The 20182-nt window shown below is 31.6% G+C and carries 19 protein-coding genes, 1 tRNA gene and 1 pseudogene; 18 read left to right on the forward strand and 3 right to left on the reverse strand.

The window, feature by feature from the left end:
- The first annotated feature begins 25 nt into the window (after positions 1-25).
- A tRNA-Arg gene (locus BK821_RS07675) sits at positions 26-99 on the forward strand.
- A gap of 51 nt (positions 100-150) precedes the next feature.
- Here the strand turns inward: BK821_RS07675 and BK821_RS13630 are convergent.
- Positions 151-279 (reverse strand): annotated as a pseudogene (locus BK821_RS13630) (site-specific integrase); the annotation flags it as partial.
- A gap of 922 nt (positions 280-1201) precedes the next feature.
- Between BK821_RS13630 and BK821_RS07680 the strand changes: the two are divergent.
- From BK821_RS07680 to BK821_RS13475, 3 genes are all read left to right on the forward strand, one after another.
- Positions 1202-1366, forward strand: a complete 165-nt coding sequence (locus BK821_RS07680) for a hypothetical protein (protein ID WP_256201626.1) — start codon at positions 1202-1204, stop codon at positions 1364-1366.
- A gap of 584 nt (positions 1367-1950) precedes the next feature.
- Entirely contained in the window at positions 1951-2451 is a 501-nt protein-coding gene (locus BK821_RS07685) for a YagU family protein (protein WP_071331500.1), read from the forward strand.
- A 227-nt stretch (positions 2452-2678) separates the two neighbouring features.
- Positions 2679-2834, forward strand: coding sequence for a hypothetical protein (locus BK821_RS13475; protein WP_167693330.1), 156 nt, complete (start codon positions 2679-2681; stop codon positions 2832-2834).
- Positions 2835-3040: 206 nt separating this feature from the next.
- Here the strand turns inward: BK821_RS13475 and BK821_RS07690 are convergent, their stop codons facing one another.
- The gene (locus BK821_RS07690; RefSeq protein WP_053042465.1) at positions 3041-3361 is read right to left on the reverse strand and encodes a nucleoside triphosphate pyrophosphohydrolase family protein; all 321 of its coding nucleotides are present in this window, start codon (positions 3359-3361) and stop codon (positions 3041-3043) included.
- Positions 3362-3737: 376 nt separating this feature from the next.
- Between BK821_RS07690 and BK821_RS07695 the strand changes: the two genes are divergently transcribed.
- From BK821_RS07695 to BK821_RS07710, 4 genes are all read left to right on the forward strand, one after another.
- Positions 3738-5621, forward strand: a complete 1884-nt coding sequence (locus BK821_RS07695; protein ID WP_071331501.1) for a glycosyltransferase family 2 protein — start codon at positions 3738-3740, stop codon at positions 5619-5621.
- Between the two features lie 577 nt (positions 5622-6198).
- Entirely contained in the window at positions 6199-6333 is a 135-nt protein-coding gene (locus BK821_RS07700) for a beta-class phenol-soluble modulin (RefSeq protein WP_071331502.1), read from the forward strand.
- Between the two features lie 46 nt (positions 6334-6379).
- Positions 6380-6514 carry a beta-class phenol-soluble modulin gene (locus BK821_RS07705; RefSeq protein ID WP_071331503.1) on the forward strand — a complete coding sequence of 45 codons (135 nt, stop codon included), beginning with the start codon at positions 6380-6382 and terminating at the stop codon, positions 6512-6514.
- A 143-nt stretch (positions 6515-6657) separates the two neighbouring features.
- Complete coding sequence (locus tag BK821_RS07710) at positions 6658-7341, forward strand: YjjG family noncanonical pyrimidine nucleotidase (protein WP_046836160.1); 684 nt, start codon at positions 6658-6660, stop codon at positions 7339-7341.
- A 42-nt stretch (positions 7342-7383) separates the two neighbouring features.
- On the opposite strand, the gene BK821_RS07715 is transcribed toward BK821_RS07710, so the two are convergent.
- A complete protein-coding gene (locus BK821_RS07715; RefSeq protein WP_046836161.1) occupies positions 7384-7827 on the reverse strand; it encodes an N-acetyltransferase in 444 nt (147 codons plus the stop codon).
- A 283-nt stretch (positions 7828-8110) separates the two neighbouring features.
- Here BK821_RS07715 and bshC point away from each other — a divergent pair, with 283 nt between their 5' ends.
- The 10 genes from bshC (at position 8111) to ftsZ (ending at position 20025) form a co-directional block, all read left to right on the forward strand.
- Positions 8111-9724, forward strand: a complete 1614-nt coding sequence (gene bshC / locus BK821_RS07720) for a bacillithiol biosynthesis cysteine-adding enzyme BshC (RefSeq protein WP_071331504.1) — start codon at positions 8111-8113, stop codon at positions 9722-9724.
- Between the two features lie 149 nt (positions 9725-9873).
- On the forward strand, positions 9874-10305 hold the full coding sequence (gene mraZ, locus BK821_RS07725; protein WP_046836163.1) for a division/cell wall cluster transcriptional repressor MraZ: 432 nt from the start codon (positions 9874-9876) through the stop codon (positions 10303-10305).
- Positions 10306-10319: 14 nt separating this feature from the next.
- A complete protein-coding gene (gene rsmH / locus BK821_RS07730) occupies positions 10320-11255 on the forward strand; it encodes a 16S rRNA (cytosine(1402)-N(4))-methyltransferase RsmH (protein ID WP_046836164.1) in 936 nt (311 codons plus the stop codon).
- Between the two features lie 14 nt (positions 11256-11269).
- A complete protein-coding gene (gene ftsL / locus BK821_RS07735; protein ID WP_046836165.1) occupies positions 11270-11662 on the forward strand; it encodes a cell division protein FtsL in 393 nt (130 codons plus the stop codon).
- On the forward strand, positions 11643-13871 hold the full coding sequence (locus tag BK821_RS07740; RefSeq protein WP_046836166.1) for a penicillin-binding protein: 2229 nt from the start codon (positions 11643-11645) through the stop codon (positions 13869-13871). Before ftsL ends, BK821_RS07740 begins: the two co-directional genes overlap by 20 nt.
- Before the next feature lie 210 nt (positions 13872-14081).
- The gene (gene mraY / locus BK821_RS07745) at positions 14082-15047 is read left to right on the forward strand and encodes a phospho-N-acetylmuramoyl-pentapeptide-transferase (protein ID WP_046836167.1); all 966 of its coding nucleotides are present in this window, start codon (positions 14082-14084) and stop codon (positions 15045-15047) included.
- A gap of 1 nt (position 15048) precedes the next feature.
- Positions 15049-16398 (forward strand): UDP-N-acetylmuramoyl-L-alanine--D-glutamate ligase, encoded by a 1350-nt coding sequence (gene murD, locus BK821_RS07750; protein WP_046836168.1) that lies wholly within the window; start codon positions 15049-15051, stop codon positions 16396-16398.
- Between the two features lie 15 nt (positions 16399-16413).
- Complete coding sequence (locus BK821_RS07755; protein ID WP_071331505.1) at positions 16414-17301, forward strand: cell division protein FtsQ/DivIB; 888 nt, start codon at positions 16414-16416, stop codon at positions 17299-17301.
- Positions 17302-17407: 106 nt separating this feature from the next.
- Positions 17408-18823 carry a cell division protein FtsA gene (gene ftsA / locus BK821_RS07760; RefSeq protein WP_046836169.1) on the forward strand — a complete coding sequence of 472 codons (1416 nt, stop codon included), beginning with the start codon at positions 17408-17410 and terminating at the stop codon, positions 18821-18823.
- Between the two features lie 29 nt (positions 18824-18852).
- The gene (gene ftsZ / locus BK821_RS07765; protein ID WP_046836170.1) at positions 18853-20025 is read left to right on the forward strand and encodes a cell division protein FtsZ; all 1173 of its coding nucleotides are present in this window, start codon (positions 18853-18855) and stop codon (positions 20023-20025) included.
- The last annotated feature ends 157 nt before the right edge of the window (positions 20026-20182 follow it).

The following is a 20182-nucleotide window of genomic DNA, read 5'->3' on the forward strand; positions in this document are numbered from 1 at the left end:
TTATATTTGTCTTGAAAAACGTTAAGTCCTGGTAGCTCAGCTGGATAGAGCAATGGCCTTCTAAGCCATCGGTCGGGGGTTCGAATCCCTCCCAGGACACTATACCCGTTGATACATCAACGATTCGAGAGAGCAAGTGTCAAATAAGTGTTAAGAGAATGATTCTCTGACACGTTGACCTTGCTCTTTTTTTTGTTCATCAAGTAAATGTTTATAAATATCCAATTTAATGGCTATACTTTTGTCTCCCAATCTTTTATTAATAAGATAACTAGTGTGTACCTTAATGCATAAGGCGTGATCTCATCTTTTATATCAAATTCTTTTTCGTTTTAATATCCCAAAGTAGGGTATTTCTAGTAAATATTATAGGCAATAAAAGATATCGAAGCGTATATAAAAAAAGAGAAAACTTTATAGTATAGATAAAGAAAAATAAAAACTTTAAATTTAGCTAAAAGTATTGAACAATTAAGTTGTTTGTAATATTATTGTTTTGTGAAGTATTTAAGGTACTTCATTTTTAAGCCGCCCTCTCCCTTGGAGGGTGGTATTTTTTTGTTTTGAAAATATAATTAAGGGTAATTAAATAGAGCACTAATTATAGTTGCTTTATTGTTACTAAATTAGCTCTAATATATTTAGGTAGACGTGTGGGGATTCGTCTACCTTTTTAATGTTATATTTAAATTATATGCACTATAAGGGCAGGCACAGTTAAGTGTTTGTCCTATTTGATTTAGACTTGCAAACGTACGTTTTGCTACAATCTCAGAATAGCATGTGAGATCAGAACAATAAAAAAACGCAATTAAGTAACAATAAATGGAGTGAGTTATATTCAAGAAAAGAATTCATAGAGTAGGATAGATGGTGGATAATTTCAGTTAGTGATTATTCAAGGCGCTGTCAATGTGGTATTTTACTATTGTTAATTACTAGTTGAGCTAGGAGAAATAATTCGTTATATTTTAATTGTTCACTGTTATGTGGTGTACATCTCGTTATTTATACTTTTTTATTTTACAACTTTCTTAAAGAGCGAGCCTTCTCACGCTTGCTCTATTTTTTTGTTTAATGTTCTATTTGAATGATATGTACAATCATATTTTTAAGGAGAAAATTTATGTATATTAATTATTGGAAAAACGCATTCGATTATAAAGGAACTTCAAGCCTAATAAATTTAATTTGGTGTATTGTGATAAATATAGCAGTGTTAGTTTTAATTATGGTTTCTGGATTATTTGTTCCTATTACTTGGGAAAATACAGTAGTCGATATTTATTATTTAGTTTTATTAATAATGATTATACCCACAGTTTCTATGGCTGTAAGAGTAGTGCACAGTTTTATTAAAAAATAATTTTCTTGTATTGTGTGAACAAAAGTAATACGAGTTTTCGTATTAAAGGGGAAGCGTTGCTATCAATTGGTTTTTTCAATGCTATTAAAATAATTTATTCTATTTTTGATGATTATTCATTCAAATATTCAGTTTCTATAGGACGATTCTTTTTCTAGCTTGGTGAATAGTTATACAATAGTTTTTAAGTGCACGATTGGCTAAAATTTCATATTCTAAGTTGTCTACATATCTAATTCGGTTCTGCAATTCTTTTTTTACTATCATAGCCTTTATATAGTGTTTTCAATATTAAACATATAGAATCCACCTAAATGATTAGGTGGATTGTTTTTTATGGATTAAATAAAGGGAAGAGTCCTTAATTTAATCAATTAACAATGATTTATACAACCAAAACAGTTATAACGAATGAAGCTAAATTTTGTCACAATGTTGTTTATAGTTTTTGAAAAATAGAGTTGTTATAATAAATTGTATTTGATATTATTATTTAAAAATATTTATAGAATCCTACATTCTTGGTTTTAGAAGAGGATTCATAATATTAAAATTTATAAAAAATAGATAGAGAGGGAATACAAATGCGTATAAAAGAAAAATTATCATTTGTGCGAATTATTTATGCGACTATCGTTGCTGGATTGCTATCAGGCATTGTCAAATTTGGTTGGGAAGTGATGTTACCACCAAGAACGTCAGAGCGGAATATGACCAATCCACCTCAAGAACTATTACAAAAATTAGGCTTTAGTCCTGAATTGACTCACTTGACGTATCAATTTTCAGATCAGTCCATGCCATGGATTAGTTTTATTGTTCATTTTGGCTTTTCAATTGCATTTGCTTTTATTTATATTATATTGGTTGAATATTTTTCTAAGCTTTCGATGGGGTATGGTTCTATATTTGGTATTGCTGTGTGGATAGTCTTCCATTTAGTTGTGATGCCAATCATGCATGTGGTACCAAGTGCATTTCAACAACCTATGCAGGAACATATTTCGGAACTATTTGGGCATATCTTATGGATGATGGTCATAGAATTCGTTCGTAGATACTTTGTTTATAAAAGTAAAATTTAATATGACTTTCACTTAAACATAACCGACCCGTTAATTAATAAATGGGTCTGTTATGTTATTTATAATTTAATGACTAGATTTAAATATATTAAGGACAACGATACCTATTATAATTTAAGATTTTATGAACTTTAGTTATTTATATTTTGCGTTTAACCGTTACTTTGTTTAATATTTAAGTTTATAGGGTATCAATCTGATACTACTAAATTAAGGGAGGTTATCTTTTGATAACTAAAATTAAGAACTTGCTTAATAAATATGTTGAAAATGGAAAGCTTGAAAAAGGTTTGCATAAAGTAAATGACAAAATTAGTCAAAAAAAAGGAAAAGATTATTCTAAATATATTGATAAAATTATGAGTAAATTAAAGAAAAAATAATTCATAAAATGATTTTTATTGATAGTAAAGTATTACACTCGTTTCAATTTCAACTGTAACATAATAGTTTCTTGTTTTTATTATATTTAATAGGGAATACGATAATTACTAACAATTGTTAGTTTTTAGAATTAATTTGCGGCCACCCATACATGTCACTGGGTGGTTTATTTTTGTGTTAAAAGTACCCATACTATAGGTAATAATTATTTAATATCGAAGTCTGTATATTTTTTATTAATAAAGTTTTCAACAGCTTCATTTAAGTTAATATTATTTTTTTCTGAGATTACAGCTAACCACCAAACAACTTCACCGAGTTTATACTCCAAATTATAATTATCTTGTAATTTGTCTGGCCATATCTTTGCTTGATCCATTAGTAACCTATTAATTAAACCTACATCAGTAGATAGTGCTAAGCCATCTTCCAATACTGTCCATTTTCTACCATGATACTTTTCTTCTAAATTGTGATAAGCGTTTCTAATTTTCATACTTTTAGTAGATACTTGATTTAAATCCACAATATAACCTCCGACAATAAAATTTAAAGTAATTAACTAAATATAACTTACTATTATAAAAATTGAAAATATGACTGTTTAAAATAGTAAAATTTAATAAAATGCACCCTATGTACAATAAGTAATTTTTTGTTACATATGTTATATTTAATTTTGACAAGAAATGATTTCAATCTATTATTTAGTTCTTATAGTCAACAACTTAACGTTGGGCAATTTCAATTTATTTTAAAAATATTACGAACGATTTCAAGGAAATTAGGTATTATGATAAAACTCAAAATTTTTATTTTCATTTATATACCAAAAAACATGATTTTATACTATTTAATATAATATAATGTATTACATATTGATGAAAAAGGGGAATTGCGAATTGGAAAAACTTCTATCTATTATAGTACCTGTGTATAATAAAGAATTATTTTTGGATGCATGTATTGAATCGATAAATAAATTGGAAATAAATAAAGCGAAAATTGAAGCTATATTTGTCGATGATTGTTCTAGAGATAATTCGTTGGAAATTATTGAGGCATATGTGAATAAATATGATTTTATTAAAATGATTAAATTGGAAGAGAATACGGGAAGTCCTTCAGAGCCCAGAAATATGGGTATTAGAGAAGCTAAAGGGCAATATATTACTTTTTTAGATGCTGATGATTGGTTAGAACCAATTGGATTACCGACGTTATTAGATCAAGCGATTGAAAACAATTCAGATGTAGCATTTGGGCAGAGTATCAAGCATACAGATAATACGATTAGTAAGTTAGGGAGATTTACATCGTATAAAGTGGCGAATAATCTGATTCCATATGAAATCAACAAAATTTTTAGAGCTGTAGGACCTCCAGGTAAAATGATAAAAAGAGATATTATTGTAAATAATAATATTGAATTTAAACAATTGAAATTTGGTGAAGATAAATTATTCTTTATCAATGCTATTGCTAAATGTAAAAGTGCTTCGATGAATTCAACACCTATTTATCATGTAAATAGATATACTGAAAATCAATCGCTTGTTGGTGAAACAAGTATTATTGAGAAAACAAATTACAATTTAATTGTATTGAAAGAAGTTCTGAAATTAGATTTGCCAGAACGAGCTGAATTTCAAGCTATTAGTAGAATTGTTGAGGTGGATTTCATATCTCGTTTATTCAATGGTCATAGGTTCTTGAAAAATAATAATAAAGAAGATTTTTATCGTTTATTTGATGATATGGTAGATACATTGAAGCAGCACAATAAGAATGTCGAAGATTACATTGTAGAAGATAAATACAAGAATCTTTATCAATTATTAATCAATAAAGATTATGAAAAACTTTTTGAATATATTTCCATGCTACTTAAAGGTGGTAAAGGGGATAGATATGTTAAGGATAATCAAGTGTATTTTGCTATGCCAGACAGTTTAAAAGAGTGTATACCAATGAAGGAAGATATATTTGCTGTTTATGAAGGTACACAAGTTATTAATGATCAATTAACAGAAGTTATTAGAGTATATAAAGATGATAATGTAAAAATAGATAAAGTAAGACTAACTGAAATATACAACGAACCTAATGAAATAGAAGTAGATTTTTATGAACATACAAACTATATATATATAAATACAGATGAATTAAATAAATGTGATTATAATTTTAATATTAATTTAATTCATGATGAGTATAAACCGTATAAAGTGAATATGAATTTACCGAATGGTAATAATCATTTGAATTTAAAGAGACAAAATTTTAAAGCTGAATTTATAATGAAAGAACAGAAAACAGAAAAAAAAGTAGAGATAAAACAATATTTTATGTATAATCCTGTAACGGTTTCAGTTCGCAAAAAAATATATCTCTATAAAGATGTTGAATTTACTGAACGTATTGAGCAAAACGTTGAAATTGGAGAGATATTAGAGATTAGTGAGATTAGATTCACGAAGAAAGGTACGCCAAGACTTATAACAATAGAAGGATATGTGATTACAGCGAATAGAGAATTTGTTACACGTGTGAATAAAAGTAAGTCAAATCAATATATATTTCAGAAGCCACATAGCGTTATTGCTATAAAAAATTGTAAAGTTTATGAAGATAGAAATTTTAAGAGTGATTCAGTCAATGAACTTAAAGCAAAACAAAAAGTGGATATTCAAAAAATAGTACTTTCTTCGAAAGGTACACCAAGACTTAAAACAATCAATGGCACGTATATCACTGCCAATCGAAACATTGTTAAAGAAGTATAAAATATTAGGTTTAGATGGCGAATTATGTTACGCAAAAAGCATGATAAAAATAATTTGCTGTTTTTTTAATATTAGATAGAATTATATATAACAAGCATAACTTCCTTTGTGATAATTTATAAAATATATAAACGAAATATAAAAAATATGTTTCGAAATATATTTAAAAAGGTATGAGTATATTAGCTATAAGAAAATAATAAGTATTATTGATTAATTTGCGGAAATACGCTACTTAAATTTAAGTAGCGTATTTTTTAATTTATAAATAAAAATTAGGATGGTTTATAAAAATAAAACTAATTTTACATTGAAAACAGGATCATAATTCGAAATGTTACATTGTGCATTATTAAATTGTCATAAATACAGTTAAGAATTCAAAACTGTTTCGGACAATATATAAAGTGACGAAAATTGCCCAATTATAGCTAATTAAGAAAAATCCTACAATTATATCAAGTATTATTCTATAGTAAAAGTAACAAAACGATAACTTACAAAATAGCTAAATAAAGTTATCGTCTTCAACATAATTTCAGTCATAATAATTTAACTTTTAAAAGGAGTGTTTATAATGGAAGGATTATTTGAAGCAATTAAAAACACAGTTCAAGCAGGAATTGCGGGAGATAGCGCTAAGTTAGGCACAAGCATAGTAGATATTGTATCAAATGGCGTAAGCATAGCAGCAAAATTATTTGAATTCTAGGTACTACAGCATAAAAAACGAAATATAAGAAAAGGAGATAATAACTATGGAAGGTTTATTTGAAGAAATTAAAAACACAGTTGAAGCAGGAATTACTGGAGACAGCGCTAAGTTAGGCACAAGCATTGTAGATATCGTATCAAGCGGCGTAGGTATATTGTCAAAATTATTCGGATTCTAAATATGAATACTGATGATGGCTAGGGTGTTAACCTTAGCCATTTTTTTATGTATAAAAAAAGTGTATACTCAAAACAATATACGATTTAAGTACAAATAACATGTAACGATTTATTATTAAAGCTTTAAAGGAGAATATATAATATGAAAACTAGAAATATACTCGTGGATTTTGATGATACACTTGTTGATTTTCATGATGCTGAAGCATATGCTTTTTTTAAAATGACACAAAAATATAATTTGAACAGTAATCATAGTGATTTAGAATTATTCATGAAAGTTAACCAATCACATTGGGAAGCGTTTCAACAAGAGAAAATAACAAAGGATGAAGTGTTGAGTAAAAGGTTTGAAGCTTATTTTGCGCTACATCAAATTGAAGTAGATGGCAGTGAAGCAGATTACATATTCAGAGATGAATTAGCGAATGCACCAATTAAATATTTTGATCATACACTTGAAACGTTAAAACGGTTAAAAGATAATCATAATTTGTATATTGTTACTAATGGTGTGTTAGAGACACAAGAGAGACGTATCGAGAAAACACCTTTTGGAGGTTGGTTTAAAGATGTTTTTGTTTCGGAGCAAACTGGATATCAAAAGCCGATGCCTGAGTTTTTTGATTATGTATTTGATAAGATAGGGGAAGACAAAAGAAAGCATGCTATAATTGTTGGAGATTCTATTACTTCCGATATTTTAGGTGGGAAAAATGCCCAAATTAATACATGTTGGTTTAACCCACGTAATAATAGTAATGAAACAGACATTAGTCCTGATTATACGATTAATTCATTAAAAGAATTAGAATTATACATATAAAAAGGATTGAACTAGACAATTATCTAGTTCAATCCTTTTTATTTATTCTGGTGACCATATGAGCACATCATGACCATCTTTGTTTGTTTCGCCTAAATCTTTAAACCCTTGTTTAATAAAGAAATCTTTTGATTGATTACGGGCAATTACTTTAATAGGTAAGCCTTGTACTTTAGCATGATTTAATAACGCTGTACCATAACCACGATCTTGGAAGTCACGTAATACTTCTAATTTCCATATGATATTATAATCATCGTATTCAGGGAAATGTACTTCTTCTACTTCTCCTTTACGGTACAATGCCATACGTGCACCTAATCTATCGCCGACATATACGCCGTAAAAAGGTGAATCTGAGCTAGCATCAATCATTTCTCCGCGCAATTCATCGACTAAATATAAGTCTTCATTTCCAAAGTTCCTGAAATCTTCAAACAGTTCATCCGTTTTATAATTTATATCAAGATGTTTTACATTACTCATAAACCGTTCCCCCTTTGTTTTCTTAATTGTTATTATACCTTATTTATAATGATATTTCACAAAAATAACGGTTGTAAACACATTAGTTAAAAATTACTTTAAATAAAACTATTGTTTAACGTAATTGACTTTAATTAGGGAAAAATAGGATGATGTAACAATTTATAGAATCTTATATAAGTGCATAGCATAAAAAAATTTAATATTATAAGCCGTTAAATTGTCAACAAAGTACATAAACTTTATACTGATTAGGAATAGAGTAACATAAGGAGAATTATGAATGGATTGTATGACTAAGAAACTTAATGAGCAAGATCAATTTATTTCTAAAATTAAACAAAGCGATTCAATGTTAGCTCAGTTTTATCACATGGATGCGATGGATTCTAAAAGCTATCAGCAAAGATTATTGAACGAAAGTAACGGAAGAGAAACAGAGTTAGCTCATGTGATAGAACAGTATATGAGTGACCTAGAGTTAACTGACGAACAAAATAAGCATATTAAATTATTAAGTGAAGGCGCAAAAGTAGTTGTAGGAGGACAACAAGCAGGATTATTTGGGGGGCCTTTATACACTTTTCATAAAATTTTTTCTATCATTACATTAAGTCAAAGTCTATCTAAAGATTATGACACTGATGTAGTACCTGTCTTTTGGATTGCTGGAGAGGACCATGATTTTGATGAAGTGAATCATACCTATGTATATAATAACCATGATGCTAATTTACATAAAATCAAATATCATACAATGGTTCCTCCAGAAACAAGTGTATCTCGTTATCAACCAGATAAAACACAATTAAAAGAAACATTAGCTCAATTTTTCGAACAAATGAATGAAACCCCACATTCTAAACCGTTGCTAGACATCTGCCGTAATATTATAGATCGTTATGATAGTTGGACGGATATGTTTAAAGCGTTATTGCATGAAGTTTTTAAGGCTTATGGGCTTTTAATGATAGATGCTAACGACCCTTCATTACGTAAATTAGAGCAACCATTTATAAAGCAAATCATTGAACAACATCAAAAAGTTGATGATGCTTTTCGAACAACGCAAGCACAAACTGTTCAATCTGGTTTAGATCAAATGATACAAACGGATACAAATGTACATTTGTTTTTACATGAAGATAATATGAGACAATTACTTTCTTTTAAAGAGGGTTACTTCCATTTAAATAAATCCAATAAGGCAATATCAAAAGAAGCTTTATTGGATATTCTCGAATCAGAACCTGAAAGGTTTTCTAATAATGTTGTTACGAGGCCTGTAATGGAAGAGTGGTTATTTAATACAGTTGCATTTGTTGGAGGTCCTAGTGAAATAAAATATTGGACTGAACTGAGTGAAGTGTTTAATGTTTTAGGCGTTTCTATGCCTGTAGTTTTACCGAGATTACGTATAAGTTATATTAATGAAAGAACCGAAAAATTATTATCGCAATATCAGTTAGATATCACACAAATTATCGCAAATGGTATTCAAGATGATAAAAGGAAATTTGTTAGAGCACAAGCTTCGCAAGATTTTATTGATAAAATTGATACTATAAAAGAGAAACAGGAACAATTATATCAAGATTTGAAAATAGAAGTACAAGGTAACAATGATAATGAAGTATTGGTAGAAAAGAATAACGCAATTCATCAAAAACAGTATGACTATCTTATAAATAGATATTTGTTGAATATTGAAAGAGAAAATGAAATTAGTATGAAACATTTTAAGGAATTGAGTGAAGCGCTTCATCCTATGGCAGGATTACAAGAAAGAATATGGAATCCATTACAAATAATGAATGATTTTGGGATTGATGTGTTTAGTCCCTCCACCTATCCACCACTTCCTTATACTTTTGATCATATTGTCTTAAAACCTTAGAGGCTGTAAGGGAAGCCCTGATTCATCTATAAGATGAATCAGGGCTTTTTTTATGTGAAATGATAAATTTGGGCGAAAATTATATAATTAGTGGAGGATAGTGGTGAGATGTGGTAAATTATATATATGAGAAGGTGAGGTGATTATAAATGTTCATGGGGGAATACGAACACCAGTTGGATACGAAGGGACGTATGATTGTTCCTTCTAAGTTTCGTTATGACTTAAATGAACGTTTTGTAATCACCCGAGGCCTTGATAAATGTTTGTTTGGCTATACTTTGGAAGAATGGCAAGTTATTGAAGAGAAAATGAAGACATTACCAATGACTAAAAAAGACGCACGGAAATTTATGCGTATGTTTTTCTCGGGAGCTATTGAAGTAGAGTTAGATAAACAAGGGCGTATTAACATTCCGCAAAATTTGCGACAATATGCTAATTTAAGCAAAGAGTGCACAGTAATCGGCGTCTCAAATCGAATTGAAATTTGGGATAGAGAAACTTGGAACAGCTTCTATGAAGAATCTGAAGATAGCTTTGAAGATATTGCTGAAGACTTAATTGATTTTGACTTTTAAATGGAGGCGTTAAATTGTTTCATCATGTCAGCGTAATGCTTAAGGAAACCATTGATTATTTGAATATTAAAGCAGATGGCGTATATGTCGACTGTACATTAGGTGGAGCTGGACATGCCCTCTATTTACTAGAACAACTCGATGACAATGGTCGCCTGATAGCAATAGATCAAGATACAACTGCAATTGAAAATGCAAAAGAAGTATTAAAAGAACATCTACATAAAGTCACCTTTGTCCATAGCAACTTTAGAAAATTAACTGAAATTTTAGATGATTTGAATATTGAAAAAGTTGATGGGATATATTATGACTTAGGCGTTTCAAGTCCACAATTGGATGTGCCTGAGAGAGGTTTTAGTTATCACCATGATGCAAAGTTAGATATGCGAATGGATCAGACACAATCATTATCAGCTTATGAAGTGGTAAATGATTGGAAATTTGAAAATTTAGTAAGAATCTTCCATAGATACGGTGAAGAGAAGTTTTCAAAACAAGTCGCTAGGCGTATCGAACAGAATAGAGAGCAAAAGCCAATCGAAACTACACTAGAGCTTGTAGATATTATAAAAGAAGGTATACCAGCCAAAGCGAGACGTAAAGGTGGTCACCCAGCCAAAAGAATTTTCCAAGCAATTAGAATTGCAGTAAATGATGAGTTATCAGCTTTTGAAGATTCATTAGAACAAGCAATTGCTGCAGTAAAAGTAGACGGTAGAATTTCAGTGATAACATTCCATTCATTAGAAGATCGTTTATGCAAACAAATGTTTCAAGAATATGAAAAGGGGCCAGATGTCCCAAGAGGATTGCCAGTCATACCTGAAGCATACACGCCTAAATTGAAACGTGTTAATCGTAAACCTATAACTGCCGATGATGACGATTTAGAAACAAATAACCGAGCACGTAGTGCTAAGTTACGTGTTGCAGAAATATTAAAATAAGGAGTGAATGTTGAGTGGTAGCAGAGAAGATATATCAACCTTATAATGATGTCGAACAACCGATTCCTGAGTCGAAACCATCGACCCAGACCAAAACCGTAAAACGTAAGGTTGTCGTACAACTTACTAAATTCGAAAAAATGTTATACATAGGTCTTATAACAATAATTGCTTTGATTAGTATTTATATGCTATCTTTGAAAATGGATGCGTATGATACTCGAGGAAAAATTGCAGATTTAGATACTAAAATCGAAAAACAATCAAGTGAAAACAGCGCAATAGAATCTGAAATTAAAAAGAACTCATCATATGAACGCATTTACAATAAGGCTAAAGACCAAGGAATGAGCCTTAAGAACGACAATGTAAAGGTAGTGCGTAATAATGACGAAGCGAAGAATTAAATTTAAAAAACCAAACTTACCAATTAAACAAAATAAAATAGGGGCAGTCCTACTGATTCTCGGATTCGGACTGCTCTTTTTTACGTTGGTTTTAAGATTTTCATATATTATGTTGACTGGACATTCTTCGGGTCAAGATTTAATCATGAAAGCGAACGAAAAGTATCTAGTTAACAGCCAAGAACAACCTGAACGAGGAAAAATATATGATCGAAATGGTAAAGTTCTTGCAGAAGATGTGGAACGTTATAAACTGGTTGCTATCGTAGATAAAAAAGCAAGCGCAGGTAGTGATAAACCCAAGCATGTTGTCGATAAGAAGAAAACTGCTAAAAAGTTAGCTACTGTAGTAGATATGTCTGCAAAAGAGATTGAAACAAAATTAAAAAATAAAAAAGCGTTCCAAGTTGAATTTGGACAAAAAGGTACAGATATAACCTATCAACAAAAAGAAAAGATAGAGAAAATGAACCTTCCAGGAATCACACTTTATCCTGAAACTGAGCGTTTTTATCCAAATGGTAATTTTGCATCTCATTTAATAGGAATCGCACAAAAAGATCCTGAAAGTGGAGATTTAAAAGGCGCAATGGGTGTCGAAAAGATATTTGATAGCTATTTAACTGGACGCAAAGGAACGTTATCATATATTCATGATATTTGGGGTTATATTGCACCAAATACTAAAAAAGAAAAAACACCTCAGCGTGGCGATGATGTACACCTAACTATAGATTCCAATATACAAGTATTTGTGGAGGAAGCGTTAGATAGTATGGTTGACCGGTATAAACCAAAAGATTTATTTGCAGTGGTAATGGATGCACATACTGGCGAAATTCTTGCCTCAAGTCAAAGACCTACATTTAATCCTGAAACAGGTAAAGGTTTTGGTGAAAAATGGGCAAACGACTTGTATCAAAATACGTATGAACCCGGTTCAACATTTAAATCGTTTGGACTAGCTGCGGCCATTCAAGAAGGTAAATTCCAACCAGATAAAAAATATACAGCAAGACCAAGAGATGTGATGGGATCGAAAATTTCTGACTGGAACAAAGTAGGTTGGGGAGATATCCCAATGACATTAGGGTTCACGTATTCATCTAATACATTAATGATGCACTTACAAGATTTAGTTGGCACAGATAAAATGAAATCATGGTATGAAAAATTTGGTTTCGGTAAGTCAACTCATGGCATGTTTGACGGTGAAGCTACAGGTGGTATTGCCTGGGATAACGAAGCGCAACAAAAAACTTCTTCTTTCGGTCAATCTACAACAGTTACACCGGTACAAATGCTAAAAGCGCAATCATCATTCTTCAATGATGGTAATATGTTGAAACCGTGGTATGTTGACAATATCACTAACCCCGTTAGTAAAGATACTTACTATAAAGGTAAGAAAGAATATGATGGGAAACCAATCACTAAAGACACTGCTAAGAAAGTAAGAGCTGAATTAGATAAAGTGGTGAATAGTGAAGACAGTCATGCGACAAACTATAGAGTGGATGGTTATGATATAGCTGGTAAGACTGGTACTGCTCAGGTGGCAGACCCAGATAACGGAGGTTATGTAGAAGGAGAAAATCCTTATTTCGTAAGTTTTATTGGTGATGCACCTAAAGATGATCCTGAAGTGATTGTGTATGCAGGTATGAGCTTAGCCCAACAAAACGATCAAGAAGCATATGAAATGGGTGTAAGTAAAGCCTTTAAACCAATTATGGAAAACACACTGAAGTATCTGAATGTTGGAGATAAAAACTCTAAAGATACAGCAGATGTTAAATATAGTAAAGTGCCTAATGTTGAAGGCTTAGAAACTCAAAAAGCAGAAGATAAAATCAATGGTAAGTCACTAGAACCTATTGTTATCGGCGATGGAGAGAAAGTCACGAAACAGGCTATAACTGCAGACAGAGAACTCTTGCCGAATAGTAAAGTGTTACTGCTTACTGATGGTGACATCACGATGCCTGATATGACTGGATGGACGAAAGAAGAAGTGATTGCATTTGAAAACTTAACAAATACTAAGGTAACTACAAAAGGTAGTGGTTTTGTTTCTAATCAATCGGTAACTAAAGGACAGCAAGTCAGTAAAAATGACAAGATTGAAGTGACCTTATCTTCAGAAGAAGTCGATGGGGAGTCTAGTTCTAGTAGTACGAAAAGTACAAGTAAATCAAAAGATAAATAATTGAACCTAATAAAACAATATTTTATGGTTTAATATCGAAGTCATATAAGTACGTTTATTTTAAGCATTTGGGGTCTTAAAAAGTAGTAGATAAGAAATCAATAATCAAATAATTAGAAGTTGGTTTCTCAATTTACTACTTACCCTATACATATTGTAATAACTTAGCATTACGACTTAATCCAATTTAAATATATGAAGGAGCATAATATGGTTTATTTACTCGCAATCATTGCACTGTTAATCACGTTTATATTAGTCCCAGTATTAATTCCGACTTTAAAGAAAATGAAATTTGGTCAAAGTATTAGAGAAGAAGGTCCTCAAAGCCACATGAAAAAAACAGGCACGCCAACTATGGGCGGGCTTACATTTTTAATAAGTATTATTGTTACATCGATTTTAGCTATTATTTTTACAGATAGCTCAAATCCAATTATTTTATTACTATTTGTAACACTTGGTTTTGGTTTAATCGGTTTTATAGACGATTACATTATTGTAGTTAAAAAAAATAACCAGGGCTTAACAAGTAAGCAAAAGTTTCTTGCACAAATTGGAATTGCGGTTATTTTCTTCATTTTAAGCCAAGTATTTAATTTAACTGATTTTTCTACAGGTATCCATATTCCGTTTATAGGTATCGAGGTTCCACTTTCTATTGCATATGTGATATTCATTGTTTTTTGGCAAGTAGGCTTTTCAAATGCTGTGAATTTAACAGACGGTTTAGATGGATTGGCAACAGGGTTATCTATTATAGGATTTGTGATGTATGCCATCATGGCCTACTTTCAAGGTGCAACTTCTATCGGACTATTCTGTGTCATCATGATTTTTGCTTTGCTTGGGTTCTTACCATTCAATTTAAATCCGGCAAAAGTGTTTATGGGGGATACAGGAAGTTTGGCATTAGGTGGTATATTCGCTACAATCTCCATCATGCTTAACCAAGAATTGTCACTTATTTTTATAGGTTTCGTATTTGTTGCTGAAACGTTATCAGTAATGATTCAAGTAACATCTTTCAAATTAACAGGAAAAAGAATATTCAAGATGTCTCCGCTACATCATCATTTCGAGTTAGTTGGTTGGAATGAGAAGAAGGTAGTTACAGTATTTTGGACAGTTGGCTTGATTTCAGGACTTATTGGTCTATGGATTGGAGTGAATTAAATTGCTAACTTATACAGGTTTAAAAGATAGAAATGTATTAGTCATTGGATTAGCGAAAAGTGGTTATGAAGCAGCTAAGTTGTTACATAAACTAGGTGCAAGTGTGATAGTGAATGATGGTAAAGATATATCTCAAGACTCACATGCTAAAGACTTAGAAAATATGGGTATAACAGTTATTGGTGGTGAACACCCATTATCTTTATTGGATAATGATCCGATTATTGTCAAAAACCCAGGTATTCCTTATACAGTACCATTAATTGAAAAAGCAATAGAAAAAGATTTGAAAATTTTAACAGAAGTTGAGTTAAGCTATCTCATTTCAGAAGCACCAATTATTGGTGTTACAGGCACTAACGGAAAAACGACTGTAACGTCATTAATCGGAGATATGTTCCAAAAGAGTAGAGTTACTGGCAAAGTTTCAGGTAACATCGGTTATGTGGCATCGAAAGTAGCGCAAGAAGTATCAAAAGATGATTATCTTATAACTGAATTATCATCTTTTCAACTTTTAGGGATAGATCAATACAAGCCTCATATAGCAATTATTACTAATATCTATTCAGCGCATCTCGACTATCATGAGACGTTAGATAATTATCAAAATGCTAAAAAAAGAGTTTATGAAAATCAAACTGAAGACGATTATTTAATTTGTAACTATCATCAAAGACAATTAATTGAATCTGAGTCTTTAAAAGCCAAAACATATTATTTCTCTACTGAACAAGAAGTAGATGGTATTTATGTTAAAGATGGCTATATCGTTTTTAAAGGATTTAGAATAATCCATAAAAATGAACTAGTTTTACCTGGAGATCATAACTTAGAAAACATTTTGGCGGCAGTATTGGCAGCATTACTTGCTGGTGTATCAGTAAGGGCGATTATTGAAAGTTTGACGACATTCTCAGGTATTGAACATAGGCTACAATATATTGGCACGAATAAAACCAATAAATATTATAACGATTCAAAAGCTACGAACACATTAGCGACACAATTTGCTTTGAATTCATTTGAACAACCTATTATATGGTTATGTGGTGGTTTAGATCGTGGTAATGATTTCGATGAACTTATTCCTTATATGGCCAATGTAAGAGTGATGGTTACTTTTGGGGAAACGCAAAGTAAATTTGTGAAGTTAGGCGAAAGCCAAGGTAAATACGTGATTCAAGCAAACGATGTGGAAGATGCAGTTGATAAGATACAAGGTATTATTGAAGCAAATGACGTAGTCTTATTGTCACCAGCATGTGCAAGTTGGGATCAATATAATACATTTGAAGAGCGTGGAGATAAATTTATTAATAGTTTCAAAGCGCACTTACCGTCTTTTTAAAGGATGTGAAAAATAATGGCTGATAAAGTAAGTGAATTTGACTCTGAATATTTAAAACAAAAACGAGAACTGCGAAAGAAAAGGCAGAAGCAAATTCAATATTCAGTATTTGGGGTACTGTTATTTATCATCGTTCTAATTCTTATATATATGTTCACACCTTTAAGCAAGATAAGTAGTGTGGAAATTAAAGGAAATCATAACGTTTCGAAAAGTGAGATTAATAAACCAATAGATGTTAAAGATGATGCTAGAATGTATACGTATAGTACTTCAAAAGCTGAAGAACAATTGAGAAAAAATACTTTAGTAAAAGATGTGAAGATTACTAAACACTTTCCCAACAAAATGATAGTAGATGTGACTGAAGACCAAATTGTCGCGTTGATAAAGAAAGATGATAAATATATACCTATTACAGAAGATGGTACAGAGCTAGATAATTATGATGGAAATTCGGTTGATGACGGTCCAATTTTAGAAGGTTTCAAAAAGGACAATAAAGAGCAAATTATTCATCAACTTGCTGAAATACCATCTAAGGTGAGAAGTACAATTGCTGAAGTACAATATGATCCTCAAGCTAATGCGCAAAATCAAATCAAACTTTTTACTACCGATGACATACAAATTGTGGGGAACTTGAATACAATTGGCAACAAAATGAAGTATTATCCACAAATGTCACAGTCGCTTGAACGTGACGAATCAGGTAACTTGAAGAAAGCGGGTTATATTGATTTATCAGTAGGAGCATCCTTTATCCCATATAGTGGTGATAGTGATACCAAGGCCGCTAGTGACAAAAATGTAGAAAAAGGATCGACACAAGAAGACAAAGCAAAAAACGAATTACAAAGTGCATTAAATAAGATAAATAAGAAGTCAGACAAAAATAATTAAAAAATTTCGACAAATACATGTGTTTATAGTTCACAACCGCTAAATCGTATTGTAAACTGTTAATAGTGTGAACTTGAATAAGTTATTTGTCAGGAGGTGCCTATCTATGGAAGAGCATTATTATGTAAGTATAGATATCGGTTCATCAAGTATTAAAACAATAGTAGGCGAAAAATTTCACAATGGCATTAATGTGATAGGTACAGGACAAACCTACACAAGTGGAATAAAAAATGGACAGATTGATGATTTTGACATCGCGAAACAAGCGATTAAAGATACAATTAAAAAAGCTTCTATTGCTTCAGGGGTAGATATTAAGGAAGTATTTTTAAAACTTCCTATTATCGGTACTGAAGTGTTTGATGAATCCAATGAAATTGAATTTTATGAAGATACTGAATTAGATGGTACACATATTGAAAGTGTACTTGAAGGTATCCGTGAAAAAAATGAAGTCCCAGATACAGAGATAATTAACGCATTCCCAATTAAATTTGTAGTTGATGGGGATAATGAAGTTTCAGATCCTAAAGAATTAATTGCTAGACATGGCTTGAAAGTTGAAGCTGGTGTTATCGCAATTCAAAAATCAATTTTAATCAATATGATTAAATGTGTTGAATCATGTGGTGTAGATGTGTTGGATGTATATTCTGATGCATACAACTTTGGTTCAGTTCTATCAGCCACTGAAAAAGAATTAGGTGCGTGTGTCATTGATATTGGTGAAGACATGACACAAATTGCATTCTATGAACGAGGTGAACTTGTTGATGGTGATGCAATAGAAATGGCTGGCCGTGATATTACTGAAGATATCGCAGAAGGTTTAAATACATCTTATGAAACAGCTGAAAAAGTTAAACATCAATATGGTCACGCTTTCTTTGAATCTGCTTCTGATCAAGATATTTTCACTGTTGACCAAACAGATAGTGATGAAGAAGCACAATTTACACAAAAAGATTTAGCAGACATTATTGAAGCACGTTTGGAAGATATATTCTTTGAAATTTTTGATGTGTTACAAGAATTAGGCCTTACTAAAGTTAATGGTGGATTCGTTATTACAGGAGGGTCAGCTAACTTATTAGGCGTCAAGGAACTACTACAAGATATGGTTAGTGAAAAAGTGAGAATACATACGCCATCACAAATGGGTATTAGAAAACCTGAGTTCTCATCAGCAATTTCTACAATTTCTAGTAGCATTACTTTCGATGAAATGCTAGATTATGTTACAATAAGTAATCATGACAGTGAAGAATTCGAAGAAGAAGTCATCGAATCTGATGATAGAGAAAACAATACAAAATCAAGCGGATTTGATTGGTTCAAGAAAAAATCGAATAAGCAAGAAGAATCGCAATCACCAACATCTGATTCGGAACAACAACATGTAAAAGAGGATTACGAGGAAAAAGTAAACGTCGATGAAGACGCTGAAGGTAAACCTCAACATAAAGAAGATAAAGAAGAAGGTAAATTTAAAAAACTGATGAAATCTCTATTCGATTGATTGGCCATTAAAACTAGGAGGAAATATAAATGTTAGAATTTGAACAAGGATTTAATCATTTAGCGACGTTAAAAGTCATCGGTGTAGGGGGCGGCGGAAATAACGCTGTAAACCGTATGATTGACCATGGTATGAACAATGTTGAATTTATTTCTATCAATACGGACGGACAAGCTTTAAACTTATCTAAAGCAGAATCTAAAATCCAAATTGGTGAAAAGTTAACTCGTGGTTTAGGTGCAGGTGCGAATCCAGAAATTGGTAAAAAAGCTGCTGAAGAATCACGAGAACAAATTGAAGATGCTATCCAAGGTGCAGATATGGTATTCGTAACTGCTGGTATGGGCGGCGGTACTGGTACTGGTGCAGCTCCAGTTGTAGCGAAAATTGCTAAAGAAATGGGCGCATTAACAGTTGGTGTCGTTACACGTCCGTTTGGTTTCGAAGGCCGTAAACGTCAAACACAAGCAGCAGCTGGTGTAGAAGCTATGAAAGCAGCTGTAGATACATTAATCGTCATTCCAAATGATCGTTTATTAGATATCGTTGATAAATCAACACCAATGATGGAAGCGTTCAAAGAAGCAGATAATGTTTTACGCCAAGGTGTTCAAGGTATTTCTGACTTAATCGCTGTATCAGGTGAAGTAAACCTTGACTTTGCAGATGTTAAGACGATTATGTCTAACCAAGGTTCAGCTTTAATGGGAATTGGTGTTTCTTCTGGTGAGAATCGTGCAGTAGAAGCAGCTAAAAAAGCAATTTCTTCACCATTATTAGAAACTTCTATTGTAGGAGCACAAGGTGTACTTATGAACATCACTGGTGGCGAATCACTTTCACTTTTTGAAGCACAAGAAGCTGCTGATATCGTTCAAGATGCTGCAGACGAAGATGTGAATATGATTTTTGGTACTGTAATTAATCCAGAATTACAAGATGAAATCGTGGTAACAGTGATTGCAACTGGTTTTGAAGATAAACCATCAGCACAAGGGCGTAAAGCTTCTAATACTACATTTGGTAGCAGTGCAACAAGCAGTACACCAAAAGAAGAACCATTTGCTTCAAGTCAAGCAAGTGTATCTCAACAACCAACTGAAAGTGCTAGTGAAGGCAGAAGTCATACTACAAACGAAGATGACATTCCAAGCTTTATTAGAAATAGAGAAGAAAGACGTTCAAGAAGAACTAGACGTTAAATTTATTATTTTAGTTAATCTAACAGAACGTAATTCACATAAATTAAAAGCTATAGTAAGTAACGATAAATGTTAAAATGATGTCATCAGGTCCAAAGATCTGATGACTTTTTTGGATTAATTTGAAATTGTTAATCAAAAATAACTTTTCATCATA

It is taken from the genome of Staphylococcus sp. LCT-H4 (assembly GCF_001866145.1).
Lineage (GTDB): Bacteria > Bacillota > Bacilli > Staphylococcales > Staphylococcaceae > Staphylococcus > Staphylococcus succinus.